This window comes from Lysinibacillus xylanilyticus (assembly GCF_001183605.1).
In the GTDB taxonomy this organism is placed as follows: Bacteria; Bacillota; Bacilli; order Bacillales_A; family Planococcaceae; genus Lysinibacillus; species Lysinibacillus xylanilyticus.
This window is the reverse complement of record NZ_LFXJ01000008.1, coordinates 1-18587: the sequence shown is the minus strand read 5'-3', so window position 1 is coordinate 18587 and position 18587 is coordinate 1. Positions and strand designations below refer to the sequence as shown.

At 40.3% G+C, this 18587-nt stretch carries 14 protein-coding genes, 20 tRNA genes and 1 rRNA gene; 5 read left to right on the top strand and 30 right to left on the bottom strand.

The features are described 5' to 3' along the window. Nucleotides 1–230 precede the first annotated feature (230 nt). From menB to ACZ11_RS15325, 4 genes are all read right to left on the bottom strand, one after another. A complete protein-coding gene (gene menB / locus ACZ11_RS15340) occupies nt 231–1049 on the bottom strand; it encodes a 1,4-dihydroxy-2-naphthoyl-CoA synthase (RefSeq protein ID WP_049667407.1) in 819 nt (272 codons plus the stop codon). Nucleotides 1050–1113: 64 nt separating this feature from the next. Next, entirely contained in the window at nt 1114–1923 is an 810-nt protein-coding gene (gene menH, locus ACZ11_RS15335; RefSeq protein WP_049667406.1) for a 2-succinyl-6-hydroxy-2,4-cyclohexadiene-1-carboxylate synthase, read from the bottom strand. After that, nucleotides 1911–3635, bottom strand: coding sequence for a 2-succinyl-5-enolpyruvyl-6-hydroxy-3-cyclohexene-1-carboxylic-acid synthase (gene menD, locus ACZ11_RS15330; protein ID WP_049667405.1), 1725 nt, complete (start codon nt 3633–3635; stop codon nt 1911–1913). The genes menH and menD overlap by 13 nt, the downstream gene beginning before the upstream one ends. Continuing rightward, on the bottom strand, nt 3628–5013 hold the full coding sequence (locus ACZ11_RS15325; protein ID WP_049667404.1) for an isochorismate synthase: 1386 nt from the start codon (nt 5011–5013) through the stop codon (nt 3628–3630). The genes menD and ACZ11_RS15325 overlap by 8 nt, the downstream gene beginning before the upstream one ends. A 404-nt stretch (nt 5014–5417) precedes the next feature. Here ACZ11_RS15325 and ACZ11_RS15320 point away from each other — a divergent pair, with 404 nt between their 5' ends. After that, nucleotides 5418–6338 carry a 1,4-dihydroxy-2-naphthoate polyprenyltransferase gene (locus tag ACZ11_RS15320; RefSeq protein WP_049667403.1) on the top strand — a complete coding sequence of 307 codons (921 nt, stop codon included), beginning with the start codon at nt 5418–5420 and terminating at the stop codon, nt 6336–6338. A gap of 24 nt (nt 6339–6362) precedes the next feature. Here ACZ11_RS15320 and ACZ11_RS15315 read toward each other — a convergent pair whose 3' ends face one another. The 4 genes from ACZ11_RS15315 to ACZ11_RS15300 all read right to left on the bottom strand — a co-directional run bounded on the left by ACZ11_RS15315 (nt 6363) and on the right by ACZ11_RS15300 (nt 10385). Beyond that, nucleotides 6363–7289: a dipeptidase gene (locus ACZ11_RS15315; protein WP_049667402.1), complete on the bottom strand. Its 927-nt coding sequence runs from the start codon at nt 7287–7289 to the stop codon at nt 6363–6365. A gap of 48 nt (nt 7290–7337) precedes the next feature. Next, on the bottom strand, nt 7338–7787 hold the full coding sequence (locus ACZ11_RS15310; RefSeq protein WP_049667401.1) for a TraR/DksA C4-type zinc finger protein: 450 nt from the start codon (nt 7785–7787) through the stop codon (nt 7338–7340). Nucleotides 7788–7992: 205 nt separating this feature from the next. Further along, complete coding sequence (locus ACZ11_RS15305; RefSeq protein WP_049667400.1) at nt 7993–8754, bottom strand: MerR family transcriptional regulator; 762 nt, start codon at nt 8752–8754, stop codon at nt 7993–7995. Between the two features lie 419 nt (nt 8755–9173). Then, a complete protein-coding gene (locus ACZ11_RS15300; RefSeq protein ID WP_049667399.1) occupies nt 9174–10385 on the bottom strand; it encodes a diaminopropionate ammonia-lyase in 1212 nt (403 codons plus the stop codon). A gap of 162 nt (nt 10386–10547) precedes the next feature. Between ACZ11_RS15300 and ACZ11_RS15295 the strand changes: the two genes are divergently transcribed. Next, nucleotides 10548–11186 (top strand): NAD(P)H-binding protein, encoded by a 639-nt coding sequence (locus ACZ11_RS15295; RefSeq protein ID WP_049667398.1) that lies wholly within the window; start codon nt 10548–10550, stop codon nt 11184–11186. A 72-nt stretch (nt 11187–11258) separates the two neighbouring features. On the opposite strand, the gene ACZ11_RS15290 is transcribed toward ACZ11_RS15295, so the two are convergent. The 22 genes from ACZ11_RS15290 to ACZ11_RS15185 form a co-directional block, all read right to left on the bottom strand. Further along, nucleotides 11259–11330 (bottom strand) — tRNA-Glu (locus ACZ11_RS15290). Between the two features lie 2 nt (nt 11331–11332). Next, a tRNA-Ser gene (locus tag ACZ11_RS15285) sits at nt 11333–11423 on the bottom strand. Between the two features lie 8 nt (nt 11424–11431). Next, nucleotides 11432–11508 (bottom strand) — tRNA-Asn (locus ACZ11_RS15280). A 7-nt stretch (nt 11509–11515) separates the two neighbouring features. Beyond that, nucleotides 11516–11589: transfer RNA gene (locus ACZ11_RS15275), tRNA-Ile, on the bottom strand. A gap of 1 nt (nt 11590) precedes the next feature. Continuing rightward, nucleotides 11591–11664 (bottom strand) — tRNA-Gly (locus ACZ11_RS15270). Nucleotides 11665–11669: 5 nt separating this feature from the next. Next, nucleotides 11670–11745: transfer RNA gene (locus ACZ11_RS15265), tRNA-Phe, on the bottom strand. A 16-nt stretch (nt 11746–11761) separates the two neighbouring features. After that, nucleotides 11762–11837: transfer RNA gene (locus ACZ11_RS15260), tRNA-Asp, on the bottom strand. A 4-nt stretch (nt 11838–11841) separates the two neighbouring features. Continuing rightward, nucleotides 11842–11916 (bottom strand) — tRNA-Met (locus ACZ11_RS15255). 49 nt (nt 11917–11965) lie between these two features. Beyond that, a tRNA-Ser gene (locus ACZ11_RS15250) sits at nt 11966–12058 on the bottom strand. Nucleotides 12059–12071: 13 nt separating this feature from the next. Continuing rightward, nucleotides 12072–12148, bottom strand: a tRNA-Ile gene (locus ACZ11_RS15245). A gap of 7 nt (nt 12149–12155) precedes the next feature. Beyond that, a tRNA-Met gene (locus tag ACZ11_RS15240) sits at nt 12156–12229 on the bottom strand. 26 nt (nt 12230–12255) lie between these two features. Beyond that, nucleotides 12256–12331 (bottom strand) — tRNA-Ala (locus ACZ11_RS15235). A gap of 6 nt (nt 12332–12337) precedes the next feature. After that, nucleotides 12338–12414: transfer RNA gene (locus ACZ11_RS15230), tRNA-Pro, on the bottom strand. Between the two features lie 13 nt (nt 12415–12427). Further along, nucleotides 12428–12504, bottom strand: a tRNA-Arg gene (locus ACZ11_RS15225). A gap of 19 nt (nt 12505–12523) precedes the next feature. After that, nucleotides 12524–12612, bottom strand: a tRNA-Leu gene (locus ACZ11_RS15220). A 5-nt stretch (nt 12613–12617) separates the two neighbouring features. Beyond that, a tRNA-Gly gene (locus tag ACZ11_RS15215) sits at nt 12618–12692 on the bottom strand. Nucleotides 12693–12740: 48 nt separating this feature from the next. Further along, nucleotides 12741–12825 (bottom strand) — tRNA-Leu (locus ACZ11_RS15210). A gap of 20 nt (nt 12826–12845) precedes the next feature. After that, nucleotides 12846–12921 (bottom strand) — tRNA-Lys (locus ACZ11_RS15205). Between the two features lie 5 nt (nt 12922–12926). Further along, a tRNA-Thr gene (locus ACZ11_RS15200) sits at nt 12927–13002 on the bottom strand. A 3-nt stretch (nt 13003–13005) separates the two neighbouring features. Further along, nucleotides 13006–13081 (bottom strand) — tRNA-Val (locus ACZ11_RS15195). 10 nt (nt 13082–13091) lie between these two features. Next, nucleotides 13092–13207, bottom strand: a 5S ribosomal RNA gene (gene rrf / locus ACZ11_RS15190). 520 nt (nt 13208–13727) lie between these two features. After that, complete coding sequence (locus ACZ11_RS15185; RefSeq protein ID WP_201778538.1) at nt 13728–14807, bottom strand: cysteine desulfurase family protein; 1080 nt, start codon at nt 14805–14807, stop codon at nt 13728–13730. A gap of 91 nt (nt 14808–14898) precedes the next feature. Between ACZ11_RS15185 and nadB the strand changes: the two genes are divergently transcribed. From nadB to nadA, 3 genes are read left to right on the top strand one after another with little or no spacing between them, the layout of a single operon-like run. Further along, a complete protein-coding gene (gene nadB, locus ACZ11_RS15180; protein ID WP_049667397.1) occupies nt 14899–16485 on the top strand; it encodes an L-aspartate oxidase in 1587 nt (528 codons plus the stop codon). Then, nucleotides 16442–17302, top strand: coding sequence for a carboxylating nicotinate-nucleotide diphosphorylase (gene nadC / locus ACZ11_RS15175; RefSeq protein ID WP_049667396.1), 861 nt, complete (start codon nt 16442–16444; stop codon nt 17300–17302). The genes nadB and nadC overlap by 44 nt, the downstream gene beginning before the upstream one ends. Beyond that, nucleotides 17289–18392 carry a quinolinate synthase NadA gene (nadA, locus tag ACZ11_RS15170; RefSeq protein ID WP_049667395.1) on the top strand — a complete coding sequence of 368 codons (1104 nt, stop codon included), beginning with the start codon at nt 17289–17291 and terminating at the stop codon, nt 18390–18392. Before nadC ends, nadA begins: the two co-directional genes overlap by 14 nt. Nucleotides 18393–18587 lie beyond the last annotated feature (195 nt).

Genomic DNA, 18587 nt, shown 5'->3' with positions numbered 1-18587 from the left:
ATCATCCGTCTATCCGTCACTTTGATGAAGTAATCCGTTGTTTTGAAAAGTCTATCCGTTTCTCTGAATTGGTTTTCTACCACTTGACCATGCAGCTTCGTCGCTTGGCCATGGCATTTCCGCAAAGCCGTAACTTTCCGTCGCTCTAGCAAGTCTATCCGTCTCGCTCCCTTAGATATACAAAAAGCTCGTATCTCATTAAGATACGAGCCGTTCAACGTTTCAGATAATCAAGGGAATCTTGGGAATTGACCGAAATCTGGTTGACGTTTTTCTTTGAATGCGTCACGACCTTCTTTAGCTTCATCTGTTGTGTAGTAAAGAAGAGTAGCGTCGCCAGCCATTTGTTGAAGACCTGCTAAACCGTCTGTATCTGCATTCATTGCTGCTTTTAAGAAGCGTAGAGCAGTTGGAGACATTTGTAGCATTTCTTCACACCATTGTACAGTTTCATCTTCTAATTGCTCATAAGGAACAACTGTGTTGACTAATCCCATATCAAGTGCTTGCTGTGCATCATATTGACGGCAAAGGAACCAAATTTCACGCGCCTTTTTATGGCCGATAATACGTGCAAGATAGCCTGAGCCATAACCAGCATCGAATGAACCTACTTTTGGTCCAGTTTGTCCAAAGCGAGCGTTATCAGCAGCAATTGTTAAGTCACAGACAACGTGTAATACGTGTCCTCCACCGATTGCATAACCTGCAACCATCGCTACTACAGGTTTTGGAATAACACGGATTAAACGTTGTAAATCAAGAACGTTTAGACGTGGGATCTCATCTTCACCAACGTAGCCGCCATGGCCGCGTACTTTTTGGTCTCCTCCTGAACAGAAGGCGTGCTCACCTTCACCAGTTAAAATGATAGCTCCTACATTTTTATCATCACGTGCACGTGAAAAAGCATCGATCATTTCCATTACCGTTTTTGGTCGGAATGCGTTGCGCACTTCTGGACGGTTGATCGTAATTTTTGCGATACCGTTATAGAACTCATACTTAATGTCTTCATAAGTATGTAAACTTGTCCATTGACGTGTCATTGAATTGCCTCCTAAAAATTAAATTCGTCTCGTTCAAAATCGAGGCGATAACGTAAAAATTATATTACGTTAAATACTCCTCTACTATTGTAGCAAACTCAGCGGGATTTTCCACATGAATTGCATGTCCAGCGTCATTTACTGTCGAATGCTTGGCATTTTTTATTAACGCTTTTATTTCTAGTGCGATTTTACAAAATTTCTCATCTAGTGAGCCTGTAATTAATAAAACAGGATATTCAAGCTTCTCCAACGACATCCAATTTGATGGCTGACTGCCTGTACCAATCCCTCGTAAGCTACCTGCCAAGCCTTCCTCCTTTTGAGAAAGTCGCTCTAACCTAATCGCTTCTTGTACACTGTACGGTAAATTCTTTTGGGACTCAAACAAAGGAATGTTTTCCCACGCATTAACAAATGATAACAAACCGTTACTAATTATCTTTTCAGCTAAAGTGTTATCTCTCTCACAACGTTCAGAACGCTCCTTAGAAGTTCGTAAACCTGGAGAAGCGCTTTCTAAAATTAGCTTTTCAATACGCTCTGGGTAGGAGATTGCATACGATAATGCAATTCTTCCTCCCATCGAATAGCCGAGCAGCGTAAATTTCTTGAGCTGTATTTGGCAAAAAACTTCCTCTAAATCTTGGATTTGTGCTTGCATAGAGAAACGGCTAATTTGCTGAGGTATAGCTGTATGGCCATGTCCAATTAAATCAATGGCAATAACTCGTACACTAGGTAGAGCTTTCGCCAAATTTCCCCATGTAGCCGTACTACCTGTAAAACCATGCAATGCAACAAGCGTTTGCTCCGCTTCTTCATTCCAGATTTCCACGTATGTTTCAAGCCCTCGAATCATTAGCTTTGCCATGCTTTTAACCCTGCATTAATGCGGTTCCACAGTGCCCGATGCGCATACACATTTTCCTCTCGATTCGTGAAAATTTCAATTAAGCGCATTGGTCGTTTTTTCATCGTAGTGAACTTTACTGATAGCTCTGAAATATCATTTACGCGTATATAATCCATATCGTACATTTTAGCAATATCATGGAATTTAAGGGCAGTTGGCGTGCCGAATAAATCTTCATAATGTGCCTCGACAGTAGATTGTGGTAAATAAGAGAAAATACCGCCGCCGTCATTATTCATAACGATAATTGTCAAATTGCATTCCTGGTATCTTGAAGCAATAAGACCGTTGACATCATGTAAAAAGGCTAAATCGCCAATAAGCAAGTAGGTTTCACGGTTATTTCCTTGACTAAAGCCCATTGCAGTTGATACGACGCCATCAATACCATTTGTTCCACGATTCGCAACAATTCGAATATCCTTTGGCGTCGCCATTAAAAACGTATCCATATCACGCACTGGCATACTGCTACTAACAAAAATATCACTGCCACTAGGAATCATTTTTAGTAATCGACTTACCATTGATCCCTCATCAATCGCACCATCAGAATAATGCTCTATATACTCAAGTGCAATATCATTAGCATCTTGCCACTCAGCTAGATATTCTGTTTCTAGAGCTGTTTCAGAGATTTCTAATTGCGTCAGCCATTCACCAATACTCGCATGAACAAAATGAGTAGACACACCTGTAGAATCACGGAACATCGGATCTTCATCGACAACAATATACGCATTAGGCTGAGATTTAGTAATAAATTGCATAATAAATTTAGAAACAGGCTGTGCTCCTAAACGTAGCACAGTATCTGGTGCAACTATTGCTTTAAAATCTTCACTTTTCATAATGGCATCATACGTCGTGATTAAATAAGGCAGACAATCCTCTGGGACAGATGACCGCATATTAGATAAACTCTCGACAATGACCGGCCATTTTAATTGACGAACAAACTCCCACATAATTGTTAAATCTGTACCGAGTGCTAGCTCACCAATAATAATAAAGCCTCTTTTGGTTGCACGTAAAATCTCCGCTAGCTCTTGTTGAGTCGCCATTGAAGGTATTAACTGACCCATACTACTGTGCTTAAATGTCGCTTCTGGAAGTTCCTCTCGAAAATCAATCAACAAAGGTTCTCTGAAAGGTACATTAATATGCACCGGTCCAAATGGTGCGCTCATTGCCACTGCTACCGCACGCGCAATATGACGCTCAATAAACGGCAATGTTGGTGCAGCACCATCTGCCAAAGGGAAATCCACGCTCCATTTGACATTTGTACCATATAGATTCGGCTGATTAATAGCCTGTGGTGCACCGACCTCTCGCAATTCATGTGGACGATCAGCTGTAATTACAATTAACGGTACACGAGCATAGCTTGCTTCAACAATGGCAGGAAAATAGTTTGCAGCAGCTGTTCCCGATGTGCATAAAAGAACAACGGGTTTTGCTGTAGCCTTAGCAATTCCTAGCGCAAAAAAAGCAGCCGATCGCTCATCTACCTGACGATACATATGGAGCTGTTTCGTTGAAGCAAATGCATAAGCTAAAGGTGTCGAACGTGAGCCAGGGCTGACAACAACGTTTTCAACACCAGCTTGCACTAGTGATGCCACCATTTTATAAACATAGTCCGTTAAAATTTTCTGTTCACTCATGTAATTGTCCTCCTAGCGCACGAAGCATTGGACGGAATTTCACTAATGTTTCCTCATATTCAGATTGTGGCTCTGAATCTGCTACAATACCGCCACCAGCATATAAATAAGCTTTATCCTTAAGTAAAGCAGCCGAACGAATGGCCACCGCAAATTCCCCATTGCCTTCTGCATCTACCCAACCAATTGGAGCAGCATAAAGCCCACGATTCATAGGCTCATACTTACGTATAGCTTCCATTGCCTCTTTCCTTGGCACACCGCCTAAAGCTGGAGTTGGATGCAAAGATTTTGTCAGTTGTAATATTGTTGCCTCACTATTTAACTGACCTTCAACAGGTGTATATAAGTGTTGTATATCTCTAATCTTTAGTAGGCGAGGGCTATCCGGTATTTTCATCTCTATACAATTTTCACGGAATGTTTCCGCAATCATATCGACAACATATTGATGCTCGCCACCATTTTTCGAATCATTTAATAAGCTTTGTCCATAGGCTTCATCTTCATCTGCTGTCTTACCACGTTTAATAGACCCTGCCACACATGATGAAAAAGCGCGGCCTTTTTCTACTTTTACAAGACGCTCAGGGGATGCACCAAAGAACAATAATTCTTGACTCTCTAAACCAAATAAATAGCTCTCCGGCTGCTCATGAATAATCTGTGATAGTACCTGAGGTGAAGAAACTTGTTCTTTAAATTGCAATGCTAGTGAGCGTGCAATAACGACTTTATCTGCCTTCTTCTGCTTAATCAATGCTGTTACTTGGTCAATTGAAGCTAAATATGGCTCCTTATATGGCTCAAAATAACTTGTGATTTCAGGCTTTGAATACGTTTTCACTTCTTTTACCTGAGCAGCATGAATTAAATGATCTCGCTCTTTACGTAGCGCTTCAAATTGAGATTCTGCCAGCTCATTTTTTGAAATAAGGTGAATACTTACAAACGCTTTGTCATCACGGATGACAAGCTGGTATGTTGCGAGTGCAAAATAAGCCTCTGGAAAGTCTGTCCACTCCCCAGTTACTTCATTTTGTGGATCGAATGTAAATCCACCAAACAAAATTGGTTGTAGCTCGCTTTGTCCCTTCACACAGTTTTTCGTTAAACTTTTCCATTCCGCTTCTACTGCATCGAAGCGATCATTTTTGGCGTTATTTTGAATTGTATAGGCATGTCCTAGCCCTACTAATGTCATTGTTTTTTCTCTATTTTGCCAATAAAATCGTTCACCTTTATAAAGCTCCTCGCCCGCCGCATAAAATGCGAGAGCAGATAAGCGACTTACTTCAATTGTTTCCATATAAAAATGAAGGTTTTGGCCCAAAGAGTCCACTTCTACCTCTGTGGCTTGGTACCACTTCTGTTGCATGAAAATTACCTCCGTTGTTGCAATGTACATAATGAATGACGCACGGTATGTTTTGTACTCGTTCTACACTTTCAGTCATAAATATCAACTGCTTTGGCTTTTCTTTAGCACAATCAGCATTCATCTCACCACCTATTGAGGTTAGAGAATTCTGTACCTGTCGCTACGCTTTCGGTACAAAAGACATGTGTTAAAAGAAATTAAATAGCCGTCATTTTTCAATTGCTAGCCTATTCTTCGTACTGTTGCTTTTATCTTAATTATTGTTTTCAGTTCATAAATGCATGTTCTATTGTATCATTTTTTTACTTGAACTGTATGTAATAAGCTGTGAACCTACCCATTTTCTCATTCTTCGTATAAAATAAGAATAGTCTACAACATTTGAAGGAGAGAAAGACCTTATGACCAAAGTCATTGAAGCTGATAGGGGTTTTAAAGTTTGGTGGCATTTAACACGTCCACATACTTTAACCGCTTCATTCGTTCCAGTATTTTTAGGAACAGCGATTGCCTTAGCAATTGAAAAACAAACAATAGATTTTGGACTATTTTTTGCTATGCTCATTGCAAGTATGCTTATACAAGCAGCAACAAATATGTTCAATGAATATTACGATTACAAACTAGGATTAGACAACGAAAATTCTGTCGGTATCGGCGGAACGATTGTGCGTCACGGTGTTCAACCAAAAACAATTATGATGATTGCTTTAAGCTTCTATGCAATCGCTATGTTGCTTGGCATTTACATATGTGCCTCAACCTCTTGGTGGCTTGCTGCTGTCGGGCTTGTTTGTATGCTTATTGGTTTTTTATATACTGGAGGACCATACCCAATAGCCTATTCACCATTTGGAGAAATTGTATCTGGCGCTGTTATGGGAATGGGGATTATCTTAATCGCCTTTTATATTCAAACACTTACTGTAACATTAGATGCTGTTTTGCTTTCAGTACCAAGTATGATTTTAGTTGGGGCTATTATGCTGTCCAACAATATCCGTGATATCGTTGGAGATACAGAAGGTGGTCGAAGAACACTTGCTATTTTAGTAGGTCGAGATAATGCCATTTCTGTGCTATCTGGCTTTTTTATCGTTTCGTACTTATGGGTAATCGCTCTTGTAGCAATTGATGGTATTACTTTTTGGGCTCTAATCATTTTCTTAAGCGTTCCAAAACCACTTCGTGCGATCCAAATTTTCCGCGATAAAAAAGAAGCCAAAGAAGTTATGCCTGCGATGAAATTTACAGCGCAAACAAATACGTTCTTCGGCTTCCTCTTAGGAATCGGCTTATTAATTCAATATTTCTTTTATTAAAATCCAATTAAAGATGCAGTAGCCTTAACGGGCTACTGCATTTTTTACATAGCGTCGAAAATTATTACTTGCAATGCCATGAACTTCTTCGATTGAAAAATGTTCACGTAATGCCTCTAACAAATTTTGTGCCTCTCCTGCGTGTGCTAAGCCTTTCACAGTAACATCTATTCCATCGAAGTCTGAACCTAATCCTAGGTGCTCTATCCCTACTATATTCGCCAGATGCTTCACATGCACTACTAAATCATCCATCGTAGCATTGTCATGGATAAAATGCGGGTAGTAAACGACATGAATATGACCACCATGCTGGACAAGTGCTTTTGCCTGAGCATCCGTTAAATTTCTTGGATGATCACAAATTGCACGTGTATTGCTATGGCTCGCAATAATATGCTTCGCTAGTGGCAAGACATCCCAAAAGCTCTGTTCATTTAAATGGGATACATCGATAATAATATCTCGCTCATTTAGCAAGTTAATAACCTCTTTACCGAACGGTTTTAAACCAAGGCTTGTATCCTGTTCAGCACCATGGGCCACAGCATTTTCCTCATTCCACGTTAGGCCAACAAGCTTGACACCTGCATCTAATATTGCTGCAAGCTTTGCTAAATCTTCACCGATTGGACCACAGCCCTCTAAGCTTAAAATTGCACCAATTTCATGCGGAGCTAAAGTATCTAATTGCGACCAATCCGTAATATGCACCATGCCCTCAGTCTGTAATACATGTGTATGGAAGGCTTCAATTTGCCGCACAACCTCTAAAAATCGCATATTTTGCGGAGTTTTAGGATTAATAAAAATAGCAAATACTTGTGCCTTAACCCTTCCTAATTGTAATCTCTCACGATTAGCTTGCAATCGTACATCATCTTCAAATTTCGCCGCTTCTAAAGTTGTTAATTTCAATAGAGCATCGCAATGTAAATCAATTATGTCCATATCCTCACCCCATACAGCTATTATACTGCCTGTGAGTGAAATTGCTTACTAACTTTTATCCTGAGGTGTATCAGAAGAGCCAAATTCCTCAAGTTCTATGAAATCATCCGATCTCGGCGTAGAAGACAACACATCTTCCTCTACTGGCCTTAAATTATCTTCTTTATGCTCCGCGTGCTCAACACATGTCAATGCTTTCGGCATAGCTTCTAAGCGACCAATAGGAATCTCTTTACCACATACAGCGCATTTACCATACGTACCATCCTTCATCGCTTGTAGTGCAGCCTTTATTTCCTCACCATCGTCACCTCGATGCTCATCAATCGCCATTTCCGTTAGCTGATCCGTTAAATCACTCGCATTGTCAGCTGGATGGTTATCATAATTAGACAGCTCTGTCGCTTGTGGACGCTCTGATTCCTCAAGTTGCTGTTCTATTTCCTGTAATTCCTGCTCTAATTGCTTTCTTAGCTTTTCCATTACTTGTGGGTTCAAAAAAATCTCCTCCTCATGCCTTCATTTTTTCCTAAATTAATATTTCTAAAACACTAAAGCATGAGGAGGTGTTATTTATTTTGTATAATTTAAAACCGTCACTTCCTGCGACAACGGTTAACTAACTTGCGTTGTGCAGGCCTAAGTACAATTCAAAATCCCAACACATTGTTTAGCTGTTGCGAAAGCAAAGCGTCAGCTTCAATTACGCCATGGCGAAATTGATGATGGCATCATGTAAAAATTGTGCTGCTCCTTTAGAAACACGCTCATCGTAATATGCTGAAAATCGTTCATCCGCTATATACATCTGAGCTAGACCTGCATGTGCCTCTTTAGAATATTGTGACCATGTAAAGCTAAGCCAACGCTTATGAAGCTCTGCTACCTCCATTGCCACATCATTGTTCGTATCGCCGATTTCCATCGCTTCTTTTAAACGATTAAATAATTGCTGTTCTAATTGCTGCATTGCCTCATACTGTTCCTCTGTCATATTCATTAGCTTCGCATTTGATGCATCAACCGTGTTGTCACCATATTTCGCTCGAATTTCTTGACCATATTGCTTTTCATTTTCTTCGATTAGCTTCTCTTTAAATCCATTAAATTTCTCTTCGTTTGCCATTGGTTGTTCCTCCTCTATAGATTGAATGGTTTTTTCCACTGTTTGTAATATCTTTTCTAGCTGCTCCTTGCGTTTCAGTAAAGCAGTGCGATGAGTTTTGAGCGCTTCTGTATGTTGAAAATCAGGCGCTTGAATAATTTCTTTAATTGTTGCTAGCTTCATATCTAATGCTCTATAAAATAAAATTTGCTGGAGCATATCAACTTCAAATTGTTCGTAAAATCGATAGCCCACCTCATTCGTTCTTGCTGGCTTCAGTAATCCAATTTCATCGTAATAACGCAGTGTTCTTGTGCTAACTCCGGATAATTGAGCAAGCTCTTGAATTGTATATTCCACATTTTTCACCTCCACTAATGCTACTGTAAATGTTTACGCAACGTTAAGGTCAAGAAAAAAAATTAAGAAAAATTGGCTCTTTACTATAACGTTGAGTTGATTGCTGTTCCAACTAAGCGCTTGCCTGTGGCGTCCAGTCTTCACTCCAATAAATTTATGTAAATGGCATACTTCTTAATAAATTCAATACATGTGAATGAAAAAAGCAAACTAGAACATTTTATTGTCACTAGTTTGCATTTTCTTAAAAATCAATTATGTCTCGGCATAATTGCGTCCGGAGGCTATAACTTCTTTCAGAGGATGTTTTGCACCCGCTGAAAAGTGATTTAATACCGCATTCAACTTTCCCCTATAGAGGAGGGAGACTTCTATAGCTGACGCTTTGCTTTCACTACAAAATCCTTTGCTGAAAGCAGTTAGACTTTTGCATACTTGCCATGCCACACAATATTTCTGTAGTTATCTACATCTGTGTCACCTTCAGTGTTAATAAACAATACTCGAGAGTTTTCATCTAATTGTAATGAATCCTTCAGTTCTGTATATTGCTCATTCATCATCAATTCATAAAAACAGCCAACTGGGGCAGCTCCTGATTCTCCGGCAATAATTCGTGCATCTGTTGCTAGTGGATTGCCAAGAATGCGCATACCTGTTGCAGCAACTTCCTCATCACAGCAAATACTTGCCTTCGTATATGTCTTTAACAGGTCCCAAGCGAGTGGGTTCGGCTCACCACAAGCAAGACCGGCCATAATTGTTTGCATCTCTCCACCAACCGTTACAAACTGCTCGGCTCCTGCCTTAAAGCTTTCATAATAGCAATTCGCTGCAAAAGGCTCAACTAAGACAAATGTAATCTCCTGCTCATAATATTGTTGTAAGAAAGCTACAACTGCACCCGCAAAAGATCCAACCCCAGCTTGTAAAAATACATGCGTAGGTGCTTTTTCCACCTGCTCAACGGCTTCTTTTATTAGTGTTGTATAGCCTTGCATAATCCATAACGGAATTTCCTCATAACCTTCCCACATCGTATCCTGAATAACGACCCAGTCATTTTCTGTTGCTAGCTGTGAAGTATAACGAACTGTATCATCATAATTCATTGTCGTTATTTCAGCATATGCACCTTCATTTTTAATATTTTGAAGGCGCTCCTCTGCACTACCAGTAGGCATATAAATGCGAGCTGTCAAACCAAGCTCTCTAGCAGCCCAAGCCACTCCACGACCGTGATTGCCGTCTGTCGTTGAAATAAACGTTAAATCCCCTAGCTGCTCTTTTACTTCTAGTGATTTAAGCTGCTCAAACGATAGCTCATCAATATTCCTACCTAACTTTTTGGCAACGTATTGCCCAATTGCATAAACGCCACCTAATACTTTAAATGCATTTAAGTTAAATCGATAAGATTCATCTTTTACGAAAATACTTTGTACCCCAACTAGCGATGCAAAAGCATTTAAACTACGTAATGGTGTGCTTTCAAATTTCTCGTATGTACGCTGAAATCTACCAACACGATTTACTTGTTCCGTTGAAAAATTACATAGAAAAGGTGCTACTTGTTCCACGTTCTTCTGTAACAAATATTGATAGTTTTTAGTCCACAATAATTTTCCCATCCATATCCCCCTAGCTTTTGTTCTAGTTTCATCTTAGCGTATAGATTCACAAAACAAAATACTACACTCATCTATATTACAAATTTTAGTAATATAGATAAATTTGAATCTTTTTTATGAGATATTCGTAGATATACTAGTATATTCAACCGGAGGTATATAATGGATAGACCTTATAAGATCGCGATAATTGGAGGAACAGGGAAAGTAGGAAAGCATATAGCAACTCACGCAATACAAAAAGGATATCCTGTTCGGATGCTTGTTAGAAATCCTGAAAAGTTACTGCATAAAAATAATGCAATTGAAATAGTGAAAGGGCAAGTACAGGACATAGAAAACATCCGAGAACTTCTTAAAGATTGTCAAGTTGTTATTAATACATTTGGTCAACCACCTAAAGAGGAGCCCATTTATAGCAAAGTTACTACTAATATTTTTAAAGTGATGAAAGAGTTAAACATTAATCGTTATATAGGTGTTTCCGGTGGTTCTCTAACGATTAAAGAGGACAAAAAAAGCATGATGAATCGGTTTGGAGCAAAGATGTTTGAAGTTTTTCTTTCGAAAATGATGCAAGATAAAAAATTGGAATGGGAATTTTTATTAAATAATAAACAGATCAAATGGACATTAATTAGATTGCCGTTTGTAAAAGATAGCTTAACATCCAATCAGATAAAGGAAAACCTTACGGATATGCCTGGTACCAAAATAACTAATCAAGATATAGCCACTTTTATCATTGATCATATAGATAATACAAAGTACGTGCACAAAGCACCGTTTATCTCTCATTAATGTAATAGTCATAAAGCTATTCTTATAAAAAAAAATGCAGTAGATGTAGTTTACATCTACTGCATTTTAGTATGACCCGTACGGGATTCGAACCCGTGTTACCGCCGTGAAAGGGCGGTGTCTTAACCACTTGACCAACGGGCCAATGGCGGAGAAGGAGGGATTTGAACCCTCGCGCCGGTTACCCGACCTACACCCTTAGCAGGGGCGCCTCTTCAGCCTCTTGAGTACTTCCCCACAAAAAATGGCTCCGAAGGCAGGACTCGAACCTGCGACAACCTGATTAACAGTCAGGTGCTACTACCAACTGAGCTACTTCGGAATAATGATGGGCCTAAATGGACTCGAACCATCGACCTCACGCTTATCAGGCGTGCGCTCTAACCAGCTGAGCTATAGGCCCTTGGAGCGGGTGATGAGAATCGAACTCACGACATCAGCTTGGAAGGCTGAGGTTTTACCATTAAACTACACCCGCAAATATGGTGGGTCAGGACGGAATCGAACCGCCGACACTTAGAGCTTCAATCTAATGCTCTACCAACTGAGCTACTGACCCATATTTTTTAAAAAAATGGCGGTCCCGACCGGGATCGAACCGGCGATCTCCTGCGTGACAGGCAGGCATGTTAACCGCTACACCACGGGACCATTTTGGTTGCGGGGGCCGGATTTGAACCAACGACCTTCGGGTTATGAGCCCGACGAGCTACCACTGCTCCACCCCGCGTTAATAATATATTCTTTTCGAGTTTTTCAAGCACCATTTAAAAATAAACTGGAGGAGGTAGAGGGATTCGAACCCCCGCGCGGTGTTACCCGCCTGTCGGTTTTCAAGACCGATCCCTTCAGCCAGACTTGGGTATACCTCCGTAATTATATAAATGGTGGACCTTGCAGGACTCGAACCTGCGACCGGACGGTTATGAGCCGTCTGCTCTAACCAACTGAGCTAAAGGTCCTTTAAGATGGCGGCAGAGGGGATCGAACCCCCGACCTTACGGGTATGAACCGTACGCTCTAGCCAGCTGAGCTACGCCGCCAGGATCTTTATACTGGTTATCTTTTATGGTGGAGCCTAGCGGGATCGAACCGCTGACCTCCTGCGTGCAAGGCAGGCGCTCTCCCAGCTGAGCTAAGGCCCCATAAAATGGTCGGAATGACAGGATTCGAACCTACGACCCCTTGGTCCCAAACCAAGTGCTCTACCAAGCTGAGCTACATTCCGATAAATATTAATTTGGCGCGCCCGACAGGAGTCGAACCCATAACCTTCTGATCCGTAGTCAGACGCTCTATCCAATTGAGCTACGGGCGCTAATTATTAAAATAAAAAATGGTGCCGAGGGCCGGAATCGAACCGGCACGGTAGTCACCTACCGCAGGATTTTAAGTCCTGTGCGTCTGCCAGTTCCGCCACCCCGGCACATTTGGAGCGGAAGACGAGGTTCGAACTCGCGACCCCCACCTTGGCAAGGTGGTGTTCTACCACTGAACTACTTCCGCATGTGCATAAGATTTATTTATCCTGGCAATTATGAAATTTAAAAAATATGGTGCGGGTGAAGGGAGTCGAACCCCCACGCCTTGCGGCGCTAGATCCTAAGTCTAGTGCGTCTGCCAATTCCGCCACACCCGCATATTTTATTGGCAATAAAATGGTGAGCCATGAAGGACTCGAACCTTCGACCCTCTGATTAAAAGTCAGATGCTCTACCAACTGAGCTAATGGCTCTAAAATGGTGCCGGCGATAGGAGTCGAACCCACGACCTACTGATTACAAGTCAGTTGCTCTACCAACTGAGCTACACCGGCAAATGGTGGAGGATGACGGGCTCGAACCGCCAACCCCCTGCTTGTAAGGCAGGTGCTCTCCCAGCTGAGCTAATCCTCCTGGGTATTATGCCTAGCGACGTCCTACTCTCACAGGGGGAAGCCCCCAACTACCATCGGCGCTAAAGAGCTTAACTTCCGTGTTCGGTATGGGAACGGGTGTGACCTCTTTGCCATCATCACTAGACTATTAACAGCTTTCAATATACGTTGTATCTTGAAACTCTTATGTATTTCGTTTTGAAGTTTATTACCTGTCCTTCAAGACAAGAATTATTGTATAACGTTTTCTCACATTGTGCAACACTTTTTTATAAAAAAAAGAAATAATTACTTTATGAAGATATTTTTGTTATGAAAGAGAAATTATCACTCTGCTATTTATTATAGCAATTGTTCAATTAAAAGAAAACAATTAATTTATCAGATAGATTGATTTGCTATTTTATTCATAAAAAGATGCTGATTTTCGCTTCAAGCTAACTCCTTCCTCTAGCAAACATTTAAGCCTTGTCACTTTTCACGCAAGAATCTTTGCTCTGCTACAGAAGTACTCGAATAGCAATTCGCTCCAATCAGCTAGAATAATGGATACAAAATATCTTTATATATATTATGAACATGCCTGTTAATTTATAATTTCAATATTATTTTATTATAGATTCTTATTTTTCTTCTTATCCTTTACTATTTTAATCTGAGAAACACTAAATTACGGAAAGTGCCTTTTGTAATCGATCAATTTCTTCAAATGTTGTTGCTGGACCAAAAGATATTCTAAAAAATTGACGCGCCGCTTCTATAGAATATCCCATTGATAAAATCGCCTTCGTACCAGATTCACTATGAATATCACAGGCACTTCCTGTAGAAATACATATCCCCGCTTCATTTAATTTTAACAAAACGTATTGCCCCTCTACCCTTTTCATCAATACACCACAAATATTAGGCAATTGCCCCTTACACTCAATTATTCTACACGTTTCCGGTAAACTTTTCTGAAAGTATTGACGTAATGCTTCATAATGCTGAAGCTCATATTGATAATCTTCAATCGCGGTAGCAAAAGCGACAATAGCTGGGGTATCTAGCGTTCCCCCCCTTAGCCCACGCTCATGCGTGACACCTGGTGCTAATGCAGGAACACGGAGCTTAGGATTAATATAGATAGCTCCACATCCTTTTGGCCCACCTATTTTATGAGCTGAAACAGTAATAGCATCTACTTTCTGTTTTAAAGGAAGTTTACAGAAGGACTGTACACAATCGACATGCAAAAGAACATTTGATTGTTTTGCAATCTCGGCTATTTCTTCAATAGGTTGAATAGAACCTATCTCTGAATTTACATGTTGGAGAGTGATTAAAACCGTATCTTCTTGTATTGCTTCTAGTAAGTGCTCTACATGAATACAACCATCTTGTTGTAAAGGTAACTTCGTGACCACAAAACCCATTTTTTCAAGTGTATTTAAAGCAGCATGTACGGATGTGTGTTCAGCTTGTGATGAAATAATATGCTTACCTTTATCTGCAGCTAAAGCTAACAACAAAATCGAAATTAAATTACCCTCAGTTCCGCTTCCGGTAAAAATTACACCATCACTGTTTACTCCAAGAGATTTTGCTACAACAGCTCTTGCCTGTTCAACAAAATAATGTGCTTGTCCTCCTAGATCATGTAAGCTTGCACTATTTCCATAATACTGCCCTGCTACCTCGCAATATGCTTTAAGAGCTTTTGGAGTCATTGGAGCGGTTGCAGCGTAATCCAAATAAATCATCTTATTCTCCCCTTCTAGTTCATCAAGTCTTGTTTTCTCTTTTATTTTATGTAAAGATATGTGTCAAGACAACTGTAAAGAAGGTATATATATGGATGTAATGACAGATGTACTTATTATCGGTAGCGGTGTTGCTGCACTTCAAACTGCTCGACTACTCGAAGGACATTTTCAAATTCAGATAGTTACAAAATGTTCAATTAAAATGAGTAGTTCTTATCGTGCTCAAGGTGGTATTGCTGCCGTTACAGGTCAAGAAGATCATCCAAAGTTTCACATTGCTGATACGTTGACTGCTGGTGAAAATCATCATGAAAGAAGGAATGTTGAAGTACTAATAGAAAGCGGCACTGAAATAATGCGTGATCTATTAAATGAGGGCTTCCCTATCGATCGACAAGTTGATGGGTCCCCGGCTCTAGGCTTAGAGGGTGCACATAGTCATCACCGTATTTTACATGCAGGTGGTGATCGTACTGGCCAAGTAATGATCGATTATTTGCTCAATCAACTTACACCTAATATCGTTGTGAATTGCTATGAAATGGCTTACGAACTTTTATTGAATCTAGATGGAGATTGTGTTGGCGTTCTTACAAAAGGAGCAGAGGGAACGAAGCGCTATCTTGCCCACCACGTCATTCTAGCGACAGGAGGTGCGGGTGCTATTTATTCTTGTACGTCTAACTTTGCTACGAATACTGGAGATGGTATCGCTTTAGCATATCGTGCAGGAGCTGCCATCAGTGATATGGAATTTATGCAATTTCATCCGAGCTTACTTTGGAGTGGAGGGCAGGCCAAAGGATTAGTCTCTGAAGCTGTGCGCGGAGCCGGTGGAAAATTTGTCGATGCACAGCGTCATCCCATAATGGAAGGTATACATGAACAGTTGGATTTAGCACCACGCCATGTTACTGCACATGCATTATTTAATAAACGTGCTGCTGGGCAGGTGACCTTTATTGATATTTCAAATATCGAACGCTTTGAAGAAAAATTCCCTACGATTGCTCAGCTTTGCTATGACAATCAAGTTAATTTACAAGATGGGTTAATTCCTGTAGCACCAGGTAGCCATTTCTTAATGGGTGGTGTTGTTGCTGATGACAAAGGAAGAACATCTATTCCTAACCTATATGCAATTGGAGAAGTTGCTTGTACTGGGGTGCATGGTGCCAATCGTTTAGCTAGTAACTCTCTTTTAGAAGGCATTACGTTTGGACAAAGAACAGCCCAATACATTATTCAAACAGGTTGTAAGCAAAATAACTTCTTAATTGATGACAAACATCGCCAACAAACAATGCCATCATTATTTACAAAAGATCAGTTACGACAAATGATGATGCACACATTAGGCATTGTGCGAAATCCCATCGATATGGAACAATTCGTACAACAATTGCCATCAATGCAAACACTACTGCATGTTGATTTAGATGGCTTGAATCAGCAGGAACTTGAACTTTACATGATGCATATTGTCGCTACATTAATGGCACACGCAGCCATTACACGAAAAGAAACTCGCGGAGCACATATTCGCATTGACAGACCACACAATGATCATCAGTGGGGAAACCGTTGGATCATTTTTCAACAAGGACAGATGAAAGTGAGGAATTCATTATATGAATATCATCAAACTAGAGGAAATGCTAAAACAATTTTTTAATGAAGATATAGGCGATGGGGATATATCGAGTGAATTTATTTTTTCTCCAGAACAGCAGGGATCATTTTCTTTTTATGCGAAGGAAAGCGGCATTTTTTGTGGGGGCCCTATCATTAAGCATGGATTTCTTCTACTTGATCGATCTATGGATATTATCCTTTATAGAAAAGATGGTGAAAAAGTTAATGCTGGTGATATTCTTGCTGTTATCCAAGGACCACTTCAAAAGTTATTAATGGGTGAGCGTGTAATTTTGAATCTTATCCAGCGCATGTCCGCTATTGCCACAGCTACAAATTTAGCGGTACGAGAAACAGCAGGTACTAATGCGAAAATATGCGATACACGTAAAACAATGCCTGGAATGCGTATGTTAGATAAATATGCTGTTAGAATCGGTGGCGCCTATAACCATCGCAACGGTTTATACGATTCGATAATGCTAAAGGATAATCATATTGCTTTTGCAGGTAGTATTACTAAGGCCGTACAGGCGGCCCGTGAGAAAATCGGCCACACCATTAAAATCGAAGTCGAAATCGAAACAAAAGCCCAATTGGATGAAGCAATTGCAGCTGGTGCAGATATCATTATGTTTGATAATCGAAGCCCTGAAGAAATAAGTGAATGGCTTCCAACAGTTCCCTCACATATTGCTACAGAAGCTTCAGGCGGCATTTCGCTTCATAACTTAAATAGTTATGCTGAAACAGGTATTCAATGGATTTCACTCGGAGCACTAACACATTCAGTAAAAGCCTTTGACATAAGTGCACTTGTACAAACGAAAGGAGCTAATTCCATTGTCCATCACTAGTTTATTACAACAAACGTCACTACTACCCGAGCATTATCGTGCATTAACTAAAAATGACATGGAATCTCGCATTCTAGCTATAAAAAAGAAATTAGGTAGTAAGCTCTTCATCCCTGGGCATCACTATCAAAAAGATGAAGTGATTCAATTTGCAGATGCAACAGGGGATTCCTTACAGCTTGCTCAATTATCAGCAGCAAACAAGGAAGCTGAACATATAGTATTTTGTGGCGTTCACTTTATGGCGGAAACAGCTGATATGCTTACAACTGTACAGCAGCATGTTTATTTACCTGATATGCGTGCAGGCTGTTCAATGGCAGACATGGCAGACATTTATCAAACAGAACAAGCATGGCCGATTTTACAGGAACTCTTTGGCGATACCATTATCCCTCTAACATATGTCAATTCTACTGCTGCCATTAAAGCATTTACTGGACGTCATGGTGGAACCTGCGTCACATCGTCCAATGCAAAAGAAATGGTTAAATGGGCATTTACGCAAAAACCACGTATTTTCTTTTTACCAGATCAACATTTAGGTAGAAATACTGCCTACGATTTAGGAATACCGCTTGAAAATATGGCCGTTTGGAATCCTCATACAAATATGCTTGAGACAGATCAGTCTCCAGAAAACATTCAAGTCATTTTATGGAAGGGACACTGCTCCGTCCACGAAGGTTTTACAGTTCAGCATACGGAGCTTATACGTCAAGTTCATCCAACTATGCGTATCATTGTTCATCCTGAGTGTAGTCGCGAAGTTGTTGCCGCTGCAGATGATGCGGGTTCTACAAAATACATTATCGATACGATTAATAAGGCAGCGAGTGGTTCGGCATGGGCAATCGGTACTGAAATGAATCTTGTGAATCGTATTATCAAGCAGCACCCTGATAAGCAGATTATCTCTTTGAATGAGAATTTCTGTCCTTGTCTTACAATGAATCGAATTGACCTTCCCCATCTACTTTGGTCCTTAGAAAGTATAGAAAAAGGGCAGCCACATAATTGTATTCGTGTAGATACTCACACTGCTGAAGAAGCACGTAGCTCACTTGAAAGGATGCTTTTTAGAGCATAAATGGCCAAACGTCTACTCATTTCTGGTAGGCGTTTTGTCTTATAGTTACCGATTTTCTATGTAAGCATGTTGTGATATTCATTAACCTTAGACTCTTAAAAACTATTTTTATACAAAAAAAAATACAGTAGATGTAAATTACATCTACTGTATTTCAGTATGACCCGTACGGGATTCGAACCCGTGTTACCGCCG